This window comes from Lysinibacillus sp. NPDC086135, assembly GCF_044746345.1.
Taxonomy (GTDB): domain Bacteria; phylum Bacillota; class Bacilli; order Bacillales_A; family Planococcaceae; genus Lysinibacillus.
Window position 1 is genome coordinate 316659 of the sequence record NZ_JBIVCA010000004.1, and the last position, 11806, is coordinate 328464.

At 34.7% G+C, this 11806-nt stretch carries 12 protein-coding genes; all 12 read left to right on the forward strand.

The window, feature by feature from the left end; translation table 11 throughout:
* Nucleotides 1–43: 43 nt before the first annotated feature.
* The 12 genes from ACIPKN_RS08425 to ACIPKN_RS08480 all read left to right on the forward strand — a co-directional run bounded on the left by ACIPKN_RS08425 (nucleotide 44) and on the right by ACIPKN_RS08480 (nucleotide 11805).
* Nucleotides 44–421 (forward strand): hypothetical protein, encoded by a 378-nt coding sequence (locus tag ACIPKN_RS08425; RefSeq protein WP_400934947.1) that lies wholly within the window; start codon nucleotides 44–46, stop codon nucleotides 419–421.
* Between the two features lie 322 nt (nucleotides 422–743).
* The gene (locus ACIPKN_RS08430; protein ID WP_400934948.1) at nucleotides 744–1979 is read left to right on the forward strand and encodes an acyl-CoA dehydrogenase family protein; all 1236 of its coding nucleotides are present in this window, start codon (nucleotides 744–746) and stop codon (nucleotides 1977–1979) included.
* The gene (locus ACIPKN_RS08435; RefSeq protein WP_400934949.1) at nucleotides 1976–2752 is read left to right on the forward strand and encodes an SDR family oxidoreductase; all 777 of its coding nucleotides are present in this window, start codon (nucleotides 1976–1978) and stop codon (nucleotides 2750–2752) included. Before ACIPKN_RS08430 ends, ACIPKN_RS08435 begins: the two co-directional genes overlap by 4 nt.
* A 12-nt stretch (nucleotides 2753–2764) precedes the next feature.
* Nucleotides 2765–3808 carry a phosphotransferase family protein gene (locus ACIPKN_RS08440; RefSeq protein ID WP_400934950.1) on the forward strand — a complete coding sequence of 348 codons (1044 nt, stop codon included), beginning with the start codon at nucleotides 2765–2767 and terminating at the stop codon, nucleotides 3806–3808.
* 242 nt (nucleotides 3809–4050) lie between these two features.
* Nucleotides 4051–4428, forward strand: a complete 378-nt coding sequence (locus ACIPKN_RS08445; RefSeq protein ID WP_400934952.1) for a CPBP family intramembrane glutamic endopeptidase — start codon at nucleotides 4051–4053, stop codon at nucleotides 4426–4428.
* 707 nt (nucleotides 4429–5135) lie between these two features.
* Nucleotides 5136–5561, forward strand: coding sequence for a MaoC family dehydratase (locus tag ACIPKN_RS08450; RefSeq protein ID WP_400934954.1), 426 nt, complete (start codon nucleotides 5136–5138; stop codon nucleotides 5559–5561).
* Between the two features lie 204 nt (nucleotides 5562–5765).
* Nucleotides 5766–6230 carry a GNAT family N-acetyltransferase gene (locus tag ACIPKN_RS08455; RefSeq protein ID WP_400934956.1) on the forward strand — a complete coding sequence of 155 codons (465 nt, stop codon included), beginning with the start codon at nucleotides 5766–5768 and terminating at the stop codon, nucleotides 6228–6230.
* 287 nt (nucleotides 6231–6517) lie between these two features.
* On the forward strand, nucleotides 6518–7114 hold the full coding sequence (locus tag ACIPKN_RS08460) for a protein kinase (RefSeq protein ID WP_400934957.1): 597 nt from the start codon (nucleotides 6518–6520) through the stop codon (nucleotides 7112–7114).
* 1002 nt (nucleotides 7115–8116) lie between these two features.
* Entirely contained in the window at nucleotides 8117–8308 is a 192-nt protein-coding gene (locus ACIPKN_RS08465; RefSeq protein WP_400934959.1) for a hypothetical protein, read from the forward strand.
* 26 nt (nucleotides 8309–8334) lie between these two features.
* Entirely contained in the window at nucleotides 8335–9042 is a 708-nt protein-coding gene (locus ACIPKN_RS08470) for an ABC transporter ATP-binding protein (protein ID WP_400934960.1), read from the forward strand.
* Between the two features lie 2 nt (nucleotides 9043–9044).
* On the forward strand, nucleotides 9045–11018 hold the full coding sequence (locus ACIPKN_RS08475; RefSeq protein ID WP_400934962.1) for an ABC transporter permease: 1974 nt from the start codon (nucleotides 9045–9047) through the stop codon (nucleotides 11016–11018).
* Nucleotides 11019–11106: 88 nt separating this feature from the next.
* Nucleotides 11107–11805: a response regulator transcription factor gene (locus ACIPKN_RS08480; RefSeq protein ID WP_400934965.1), complete on the forward strand. Its 699-nt coding sequence runs from the start codon at nucleotides 11107–11109 to the stop codon at nucleotides 11803–11805.
* The last annotated feature ends 1 nt before the right edge of the window (nucleotide 11806 follow it).

An 11806-nucleotide genomic window follows, 5' to 3' on the forward strand; every position in this document is an offset into this window, starting at 1 on the left:
TGGGATGTTTCGTGAATTCTAAATATATATGAAGGGTGACAATATGAGAAAAATAGTAATTGGTATTCTAATAGTCTGTTTATACTGTTTTCCTTTTGTTTATTTTTCAATGTACCAAGATTTTGCTAACCGATCAATGCTCTGCTACTTATTGATGATTGTAGTGACTTCACTTCTTGCTTTTCTTGGGAAATTTCTATGCAACTCAATTCCTTTTATTATCGGCAATATTGTATCGGCAGTTATGTCCTTTTACTTTATCGGTAGGATGGAAGACACGCTAGGGATAGGATGGGATAGTGGTTATTTTAAACCATTTTCACCTTCCCAACTATTAGTAATTGTGAGTATCTTAATTTTAATCCCTCAGTTTTTCGCTATGAAATTAGCTAATGGACACAAAAATAAAGTTAAAGATTAAATTAAGTGAGATGAGTAACTTCAATGAATGAAAAGTTACTCTTTTTTTGATGAAGTGCACATTGCGAAATAAACTCAATCGACGCTATTCTGATTTGAAGATACATATTATGGCAAAATAGTGTTTTAACTTGTATTTTTTTATTGTAATGAGATTTTCTATCCCTAAAAACACTGCCTTAAGTATGAATTTTCTCTATAATTCAAATTTTTGTTTAATAGACATTGATTTACAAGAAATATAGCGGTAACATTTAATGTAAGAATAAAAATGAATATTCATTCATTTGTCATTTTGATGTTCAAATAAAGGGGGCTTTTTTATGAATTTTTCTTATAGTGAAAAAGTAGTCGAATTACAAGAGAAGCTGACAAATTTTATGGAGCAGTACATTTATCCAAATGAGGCCGTGTTTGCTGCACAGGTAGAAGCAATGGAAGATCGTTGGGGAGCGATCCCACCAATTATGGAGGAATTAAAGCACAAAGCAAAAGAAGCGGGCCTATGGAATTTATTTTTGCCAGATAGCGAATATGGTGCAGGTTTGACGAACTTAGAATATGCACCTTTATGTGAAATTATGGGACGCTCTTTACTTGCTCCTGAAGTGTTTAATTGCAATGCGCCAGATACGGGAAATATGGAGGTGCTTGTGCGTTACGGCTCAGAACAGCAGAAGAAGCAGTGGCTAGAACCGTTATTACGTGGAGAAATACGTTCCTGCTTTGCAATGACTGAGCCTGCAGTCGCGTCTAGTGATGCAACTAACATCGAGGCAAGTATTGAACGTGATGGCGATTATTATATTTTAAATGGACATAAGTGGTGGACGACAGGAGCTGGCGATCCTCGCTGTAAAATCGCTATTTTTATGGGGAAACATAAAGAGTCTACAGCACCTATCCATGAGCAACAGTCGATGATTTTAGTGCCGATGGATACACCAGGAGTGAAAATAGAGCGTATGCTTACGGCATTTGGCTATGATCACGCACCAGAAGGACACGGTGAGGTGACGTTTACTAATGTTCGAGTACCAGTTGAAAATATTTTGTGGGGAGAAGGAAAAGGCTTCGCGATTGCGCAAGGTCGTTTAGGGCCAGGTCGTATCCATCATTGTATGCGTCTTATTGGAGCCGCTGAACGTGCATTAGAGGAAATGTGCGTTCGTGTTCAGGAGCGACATGCTTTCCATCGACCACTCGCAGACCAAGGTGTGATGCGCGAGCGTATTGCGGAGTCCCGTATCGATATTGAGCAGGCAAGACTCTTAACGCTAAAGGCAGCGTACATGATGGACACAGTAGGAAATAAAGAAGCGAAGGCAGAAATTGCGATGATTAAAGTAGTGGCGCCAAATATGGCATTGCGAGTTATTGACCGAGCAATTCAAGCATTCGGTGCTGCTGGAGTAGGACCTGATACGACGCTTGCGGCACAGTGGGCTAATTCTCGAACATTACGATTAGCAGATGGACCGGATGAAGTGCATCGTAACACGGTTGCCAAGCTGGAGTTGAAAAAGCATGCTAAAAAGCAAGAGGAGCTGGTTAAATGACGGTACTAGACTTATTTAGCTTAAAGGGGAAAACGGCCATCATAACGGGGGGAGGACGCGGTCTTGGAGCCCAAATTGCACAAGGCTTTGCCGAAGCTGGTGCCAATATTGTACTGTGCTCAAGAAAGGTCGAGGCATGCGAAGAGGTAGCTGTAGAATTAGCTGAATTAGGTGTACAAACATTAGCTCTTGCTTGTGATGTGACAAAGCCAGAGGATACCGCGAATGTAGTGTCAAAAACGCTTGAAACATTCGGCAAGATTGATATTTTAGTCAATAACAGTGGGGCGTCTTGGGGTACTCCTGCTGTTGAAATGCCATTTGAGGCTTGGCAAAAAGTCTTCGATGTTAACGTTAATGGTACATTTTTAATGACTCAGGCTGTTGGTAAAATAATGCTAGAACAAAAGAGCGGAAAAATTATCAATATCGCTTCGGTTGCAGGGCTGGGTGGTACATTACCTGATTTCATGGATACAATTGGCTATAACGCAAGTAAAGGTGCGGTCATTACTCTAACAAAAGATTTAGCCGTAAAATGGGGGCCATATGGCGTCAATGTAAATGCGATTGCCCCAGGATTTTTCCCAACAAAAATGTCAAAAGTCTTAATTGAGCGCGGACAAGATTATTTAATGGGCGTGACGCCGTTAAAACGTTTAGGAACTGAAAATGACCTAAAAGGCGTTGCATTATTTTTAGCCGCGGCTGCCTCAGATTATATTACGGGGGACGTCATAGTTGTAGATGGCGGTATGAGTTCAATCATTTAAGGGAGGGGTACAATGGATACGATACAAGTAAGGGCAAGTGAACGTATTGATGAAGTGAAATTGCATTCATTTCTAAAGAGCCAATTTCCAGAGTTACCAGAAGGAAAGCTAGAAATTTCACAGTTTAGTGCCGGACATTCAAATTTGACTTATTGCCTAAAAGTAGGCGAATTTGAAGTTGTTCTTCGTCGACCTCCACACGGACCAGTCGCTAAAAAAGCACATGACATGAAACGTGAGTTTACGATTATATCTGCATTACATCCATTTTTATCTGCTGTACCAAAACCTTATGTTTACGTTGAAGATCGAGAAATTATCGGTAGTGATTTCTTTTTAATGGAACGCAAAAAGGGTATCGTACTCGATACTCATTTTGCACCTGGAACTGAAAATACGGAGGATTTAGGACGGCTCATATCAGAAAAGATGGTTGATTCACTAGTTGCTCTTCATGCAATACCATATAAGGAAACGAAGCTAAAGGACATGGTAAAGCCAGAAGGGTTTATGGAACGGCAGGTACATGGATGGATTGAGCGCTATGACAAAGCGAAAACGGCAGAGCATGCTGAAGTAGCGACATTGACAAAGTGGTTAAAGAATCGAGTACCTTCTAATCATGAAGCAACCATTATTCATTATGATTACAAGCTTAATAACGCCATGTTTACAAGCGATTACTCAGAGATGATTGGTCTTTTTGATTTGGAGATGACAACTGTAGGGGATCCATTAGCAGATTTAGGTGTAGCCATGAGCTATTGGATGCATGCAGATGACCCAAAAATGCTACTATACGCATTTGGAGAACCGCCAATAACGACTTTACCAGGGTTTTACACACGTCAAGAATTCATTAATCGATATGCAGAGAAAAGCGGGCGTGATGTTTCAGCCATCGATTATTATATTACATTTGCTTACTTTAAATTAGCTGTAATATGTCAGCAAATCTATTATCGATACGTGAATGGTCAAACAAAGGACGATCGTTTTGCACAAATGGATAAAATGGTAGCTGCACTAATTCATCAGGCTTCCAAGGCACTATAAACTATGGTGAAAATGACGGTTGCTTGTAAAGCAGCCGTCATTTCATGTTGTTAAAACCTTTTTCTGTCAATGAAATTAAGGTGTCAAATTATATAAGGTAGGATCCTTCCCTACCAAAATAAGAAATGATCAGATTTTAGGCGTGGTTATACATAAAATACTATTTACATACTTACCCATTTGACTTCTTAAGAATGAACGTTAATGTTAGGATGGGTTTATTTTGGGGAGTAGTTCTTGCATTGTTAGTTGGCTTATATTTTGCTTTTGAAACTTATATGATTAATCAACAATCATTTCAATTTTCATTATCTATTGATGATTATCTAAATGGTTTTTTAATGGCTGGGAATGCAGAAGAAATTGTTTTTAGGGGATTAATTTTACAAGAGATTAATAAAAAAATGGCTTTTTGGAAAGCAAATGTTATGACTGCTTTATTATTTTTAGTAATACACTATCCAGTTTGGATTTACAATGAAAAATTCTTTCATTTTGGGACGCATGTATATGTTTTTATTTTAGGCTTACTCTTTGTGCTCGTATACAAAAAGACTGGCTCATTATGGTCAGTTATTATATTGCATGCTCTTCATAATTTTTTTGTCACTATTATTTAGAAAAGAAAATACATTATTAACTTTCTTCAACTAACGATACGATTCACGAAATGCTCAAATTATAACAGCAATGATCCCACAAGTTTTTGATGGAATCATCGCTATTTTTTTCCCAATCCTTTTTAAATATTTGTTGAAATTCACATATCATTTAATAAACTCCTTTTGCTATAACTTTTTAATTATGATTGGGTTTAAGTCTATAGTTTTTAGTTTTTTATCTTTGCGGTTTCTAGATGAATACCAACAATTAATACTGAACTCACTAAAAAATTGGATTTTGGGAGTCTAACAGGGTTTGACCTACAAAATTGTGATAGAATCAACCCTGTTTTGCTTAAAGTAAGAATAGCTACTAAACAATCAACTTCCTAGAGTTATGTATCTCTGAAAGCTTAACGATGTATAGCCTTGTTTTCTATAAGTAATTATTTCCAAACTTTAGAAGGTTGATTATATTTTGTTTAAATTTAATTTTCGTAAAGAAGAAAAAAATCTCCCATTACCTGTAAAGCAAACGGGCCATTTAATTGAATAACACATTAAAAGAAAATAGATGTTTAAGTTAAGATTTATGAAAGCTTGTGAAGATGTACTTAAGTCAACGATCAGGTTTCTTGAGGTAGGAAAAAGTAATACTAACCATTAATAGTAGGTGTTAGAATAGATTAAGTAATCGTGTTAATTAATATTTAAGAGGTGTTTTTATGAAGTTAGATGAATTTACAATTGGAGATGTGTTCGAAACTAAACCATACAAATTAACAAAAGAGGATATTATGAGGTTTGCAGGTGAGTTTGACCCCCAATATATGCATTTAGATGAGGAAAAAGCAAATCAGGGAAGATTTAATGGAATCATTGCTTCTGGGATACATACACTAGCTATTTCATTTAAGCTATGGGTTGAAGAAGGTAAATATAGTGAGGATGTTATTGCAGGAACAAGAATGAATAATATTAGATTTATAAAGCCGGTGTATCCTGATGATGAACTACATATCATTGTAAAGGTTATTGATAAGAAAGCAACAAAGAATGAAATGGGTATCCTAACGGTATTGTTATCTACTTTTAATGATAAGGAAGAAAAAGTTTTTGAGGGCGAATTATCTGCATTGATAAAGCGATGAAGGTTATTTTAAATTATTGAACACCACCAGTTAATAGTATTTCAATTAAAGGGGACAATTCTTAAGAGGAATTGTCCCTTTTTCAATAATAGGGCCAGATTGTTGAAGATCAACATTGCTGAAAATGGGAATATTTGAGATGATTGGTATTAAGCAAACAGGCAGAATAGTGGAACATGGGGATGAAAGCGAGAGGGGATATTTATGACTTATAAGTTTAAGATTATGACTCAGGAACAAGCTGAGGATATTGCACATAATTGGCACTATGATGGAGAATATTCTTTTTATGATATAGAAGCTGATGAAGAAGATTTAGCTGAATTTTTAAACCCAGAAACAAGAGGTACCTCAATGTTTGCGGTTTTGAAAAAGGATGAAATCATTGGTTTCTTCAGTGTTAACAAAGTAGCTACTAATATTTATGATATAGGTTTAGGAATGAGACCAGATTTGACTGGCGATGGTAGAGGGTTAGAATTTCTAAATGCAGGTATTGATTTTGTCCAATCAAGATTTACACCAGATAAAATTATATTATCAGTGGCAACTTTTAATCAAAGAGCGATAAAAGTATATAGAAAAGTTGGGTTTAAAGATATTGATACATTTATGCAAGATACAAATGGCAGTACATATGAATTTCTAAGAATGGCTTATGAATGCTAATTTAAAAGTTCCTTTGTTCAATTATAGGGCACGATTGTTTAATAAGCGTCGCTGTTCTTCTTAAACTCCCAGGAAAGAACTTAATCATCTTTTATTTCTGTGGTGAAGAGCTGAATTTTGCGGTTCATGGATGGCTAACGGAGGCTTTCCGTGAAGATCATTGAGTTGCATAGGCAGCTCTTTTTTTCTTATTGAACTACCGAAGTAGGTTACTTTAAGAGGGCAAAAGTAACAAAGTATTGAATTTATATACAGTTAAGTTTTTAGTTGTGTAAGGAGGGAAAACAATGATTAAACAAATAATTCAAAATTGGAATCAGTATTGTAGAGATGAAAATTTTGTTGGCATAGGTTCTACAAGAAAAGTATATAGAGTTTTGGATTATGTAATAAAAGTGCATTTGCATCCAATCGGTTATAAACAATCAAAAAATGAATTAGAAATTTATACTTCAATGGCTGATAAAGATTTCGACCGGTTATTCGCCCAGACATACTATGTTGATGAATTCATATCTGTACAAAAATATTGCAAACCTTTAGAACTAAAGAATAATCAGTCCTATGAGGTGAAAGTTGAAGAAAACCGACGCTTGATCCCTAATTTGTTGGATGAGGTTTTAGAAATATTAGATAAAAACTTCGACTGCTTTGATTTAATAGACAGTAGTAATTACGGTTTAAACAATGATGGTAAACTTGTTTTTATCGATTATGGTATGACAAAGAAATTATATGAGAAAGAGTGGGTTCCATTAGCAGAAGAGGGCATACTTCCGCAAATACATTTTGACTTTTGCATCGTTTGTGGATTAGAAAATGAACTACGTATGTACGGAGACGATGACAAAGACAAACGTTGTTATGATTGTGGTAAGGAATAAGGAGAATCAGTATGTCGGAAAGTTTGTGAAATATTGTACTTAAACGCCCATGAAAGAACGTAATTATCTTACATTTTCTGTGGTGTAGTGTTAATTTACACGACATGGATGGCTAACGGGCACAAGAGTTTAAGATCAAGCCTACGTCAAAGGAGCTTTTCTTATTGAGCTAAGTTAAGTTGCAACAGCTACCTGTAAATTAATAGACTTGGATTATAAAAGGATTGACAATAAACGTGCGTGTGTTGTCAATCCAATAGCTGCATAATTGAAGAAGACTAGCCAAGCTAGTCTTTTTTTCTATGTTTTTTGATTGGTAGTGAATTATAAAGACCTAATAAAAACTATAAGAAATATCCTTTTATGTTTGGATAATAGGAATACTTTCTAGCTTCAAAGGTTGTTAACATCTACAAAAGCGCTTTCAATCCTAATTCCTCCTGCAGTAAGTATATTTCCATTTCCTAACACATGAAAAAGTAGCTATTCTTACAAATGAGTAAGAATAGAAAATAAGTAGTTAGATAACAGTTATTCAAATATAAAGAATATCTAGTCTATAATTTAGACATCAAGTAAAGAAGGGGAAGAAAGTTTTATAGGCATAGGATTCGGAGTAAAACGTTCCACCACAACCGGCCAATGGAATATTAGTTATCGGCACGGAAAAAGATGTGAATAAAGTTAAGCAGGACTATAAATATAAAACCGAACGAACTGTTGATGACAAAGCGAAGTTCGTAGTAACAAAAAAAGTGTATCAAAAGAAAATATATTGTTATTATACAGCTTGAACAATTTATTAGGAAAGGAATTATTAGAGCAAGAAAAGAACCAGACAGTGTGTCTACCATTTCAGACCCTGTTCATGAAATTAAAGAATAATCTGGTTCACTAAATTTGTTCTATTCTATATGTGATTATGATTTGGTAGATTGCCAGATAGATTTGAATGGACAAATGATACCTGTACATTATGTTAAGAATCACGGATATAGCCCAATGGATTTTGTTATTCTAGATGACAAAAATTATGATGAGTTAACTGAACCAGATTCCTTTATTACACTGCTTCCAATGGCTAATAAATTTGATTATAAAGATAAAGAAGAAGTAGAGAGAATTTTTGGAACAATTAAGAAAGCTTATCCAGATAGCAAAGACAAAGTGAATTTTGTAGACATACAAGATTGAGTTTTAATGAAGAGAGGTTGGTTTATATGGAAGTTGTACGTATGGAGAATATAGTGAAAAGTTATGGGGAAGGCAATAACAGGGTAGATGCATTAAAAGGAATTGATCTTTCTATTCAGCAAGGCGAGTTTGTCTCAATCGTCGGTGCTTCTGGTTCTGGAAAAAGTACACTGCTACATATTTTAGGTGGATTGGATCGCCCTAGTTCTGGGAAGGTATTCATTGGGGATAATGATATTTATAAATATTCAGATAATGAACTTTCAGTATTCAGAAGAAGAAAAGTTGGGTTCATTTTTCAATTCTTCAATTTGATACCAGTATTAAATGTCCAAGAAAATATTGCTTTACCTACGCTATTGGATAGTGAATCTATAGATAGGGAGTATTTAAATGAAATTATTAATATCCTGGGGCTTCAAGACCGTAAGGATCACTTACCTTCCGAACTATCTGGAGGGCAACAGCAACGGGTTTCAATCGGCAGGGCGCTTATTAATCGTCCGCATTTGATACTTGCTGATGAGCCTACTGGTAATCTAGATACTCGAAATACGAAAGAAGTTATGGATTTATTAAGACTCACGGCGAAAAAATACAATCAGACCATTGTAATGATTACTCATGATCTAAATATTTCATCGGCTTCTGATCGGATCATCACAATACAAGACGGCGAAATCATTTCAGATAAACGGCTAGCTACAAAAGAACCAAAGACTGGGGATGAATGAATTTGATCAACAGTTATAAACAATTAGGTAGCAGGTATTTAAAGGGGAATATGAAAAGAACGATTTTGACCGTAATTGGAATCGTACTTTCCGTAGCGTTAATTTCAACTATTGGTCTGTATATGAAAGGATCTCAACTCTCTCTAATTGAGAACATTAAGAAATTAAACGGTGTTTCTTTTCATGTTGGTATTTCAGATTACGATGAAGAGATATTAAATAAAATCAGATATAATCCCCAAATTGAATCGTTTGGTTTAATGTCTGAAGGGGACATCTTTCCACTTGGAGAGGTTTCTGTGCAAATGAATTTCGCGGATCATCACGCTTTAAACTTTCTAACCTACAGTCTACTGGATGGAAAATTACCAACCAATACTCATGAGGCAGCTATCGATTCCTGGTTAATTCCTTCTATAAAAAAAGATCTTCAATTAGGTGATTCATTTGAACTGGATGGAAAAACATATCAACTGGTAGGTTTACTGAAAAATAATGATTCTACACAGAAAGATAAAATGGGGCGATTATTAACGTATAAAAGTGAGTTTGCTATTGGAGAGGGAAGAATATTAATAGAAATTAACCAGAAAGCAGACTTTAACGAGGTTTTAGACGAATTAAACTCAATTACTGAAGACAATAACATTGCTATTAATACTGATTTGATTCGAGCTTTGAAACCGGAATCGGATCAATCGATTTTGGCTATTCTAGTAGTTGTAATTAGCATTGTTGTAATTATGACAATTGTTGTTATTTACAACACTTTTCAAATCAGTGTCGTAGAACGAATGAAGCAGTTCGGATTGTTGAGAAGTATCGGTGCTACACGAAAACAAATTCGACAAATTGTTATGAAAGAAGCTTTTGTGTTAGCTGTCATAGCTATACCAATTGGCATTATATGCAGCTTATTGGCGCTTGCTATTCTCCAAACCATTTTCTTGATTTTATTAGAAGATGGTCCAGATGTATTCAATATCGATTGGCAGATATTATTGATTAGTTCGATTATTACGCTGATAGCTGTATTAGTATCCAGTTATTACCCTGCTTTTTTTGCAAGCAGAATATCACCATTGTTGGCAATTAGCAGTAGATTGTCAATAAAAAAAGAGAGAATCAAAAAACAAAATAATAAGGTGCTAAGAAAACCTTTTTCATTCCCATTAAGTATGGCTATTAAAAATGTAAAAAGAAATAAAAATCGTTATGTCGTTACTATTTTATCGATCATTATAAGTAGTGTATTGTTTATTACTTTTTCATCTTTAATGAACATCGCATTATCATCCAAACTTGTAAACGTTCCGTCCGAATCGGATCTTACAATCTATCTACAAGAAGAAAATAATGTTTCTTCTAAGAATCCGGAAGTTTTAAATCATTTAAAGTTGATTAAAAATGTATCCGAGGTTTCCGAACAAGACTTAAGTTTTAAAATTGAATTGAAGGATACAACTCAATCTCTCGCGACTGTTGAAGACATCCAGAAGACTATTGGAAAAAAACACTCCATTATAGTGGTCAATAACTTTGAAGAGAATAAAGCCAAAAATGAAGATGTTCTCATCATCAAAGTTCTTGTCTATGCTTTTATTGTGGTCATTTCTTTAATCGGTAGTTTAAATATCTTCAATACGATTACTATAAGCATCTTGGTTAGGCGAAAAGAACTGGCTGCACTAAAATCCATAGGTATGACCCAAAGGGATTTGAAAAAAATGATTACATATGAAGCACTGATTTACGGTTTTTCTGGAAGCTTGCAAGGTATATTTTTCGGTTGTATACTTTCATATATTATTACGTATAATGCTACTTCCGGTTTCTTGAAAGCAGAATGGTCGATTCCTTATATTGCTTGTTTTATTACATTTGTTGCAGCTTTGGTAATCAGTTATTTATCTGTGCTGCTACCGCTGAGAAGAATTAGCCGGGATAATATTATAAATACGATAAGAGAAGAATAATAACAAAGGCCTGGCTATTTATTATAGTCAGGCTATTCTGATTTGATGGTAACTGCTAATATAGAGTGAGAGGAAGGAGAAGATATACTTGAATAAAATATTACTTGTAGAAGACGATGAGGCTCTAGGTCTAGCCATTGAATTTTCATTAAGAAATGAAGATTATGAGGTGATTAGAGCTACTAGTGTAAAAGAAGCGAAAAGCCAATTTAATGATAATATTTTTGACTTGGCTATCTTAGATATCAACCTTCCGGATGGAAATGGTTATGACTTATGTTTGCACTTCAAAAAACAAAATAATGCAACAGCTATTATATTCTTAACAGCTTTGGATGAAGAGGCGAATGTGGTAATGGGACTAGATATTGGCGGAGATGATTATATAACAAAACCTTTTCGGGTTAGAGAACTTATGTCGAGAGTAAAAGTACAATTACGCAAACAAGCTAGATTGGAAGAAGTTTCAATGATTTTAATATCTGAAAATATAAAGGTGGATATGAATCAAGTAAAGGTCTATAAAAATCAAGGTATTGTTCCATTAACAACCTTAGAATATAAGCTTTTGTTAACTTTTATGAAAAACGCTCACAAAATATTAGAAAGAGATGAAATCCTATTGAAAATAACAGAAGAAGATGATGTTTTTTTTGGTGAAAATACGTTATCTGTATACATAATGCGTTTAAGAGAAAAAATTGAAGATGACTCCAAAAATCCACAGTTTATCATTACTAAAAGAGGATTAGGATATCATTGGGATAAGGATGTGAACCGAGAATAGA

Excerpts from the sequence above, each read along its gene's own strand:
- ACIPKN_RS08460 (WP_400934957.1), top strand. The coding sequence starts at position 6,518 with ATGATTAAACAAATAATTCAAAATTGGAATCAGTATTGTAGAGATGAA.
- ACIPKN_RS08440 (WP_400934950.1), top strand. The coding sequence starts at position 2,765 with ATGGATACGATACAAGTAAGGGCAAGTGAACGTATTGATGAAGTGAAA.
- ACIPKN_RS08430 (WP_400934948.1), top strand. The coding sequence starts at position 744 with ATGAATTTTTCTTATAGTGAAAAAGTAGTCGAATTACAAGAGAAGCTG.
- ACIPKN_RS08465 (WP_400934959.1), top strand. The coding sequence starts at position 8,117 with ATGGATTTTGTTATTCTAGATGACAAAAATTATGATGAGTTAACTGAA.
- ACIPKN_RS08425 (WP_400934947.1), top strand. The coding sequence starts at position 44 with ATGAGAAAAATAGTAATTGGTATTCTAATAGTCTGTTTATACTGTTTT.
- ACIPKN_RS08470 (WP_400934960.1), top strand. The coding sequence starts at position 8,335 with ATGGAAGTTGTACGTATGGAGAATATAGTGAAAAGTTATGGGGAAGGC.
- ACIPKN_RS08435 (WP_400934949.1), top strand. The coding sequence starts at position 1,976 with ATGACGGTACTAGACTTATTTAGCTTAAAGGGGAAAACGGCCATCATA.
- ACIPKN_RS08450 (WP_400934954.1), top strand. The coding sequence starts at position 5,136 with ATGAAGTTAGATGAATTTACAATTGGAGATGTGTTCGAAACTAAACCA.
- ACIPKN_RS08455 (WP_400934956.1), top strand. The coding sequence starts at position 5,766 with ATGACTTATAAGTTTAAGATTATGACTCAGGAACAAGCTGAGGATATT.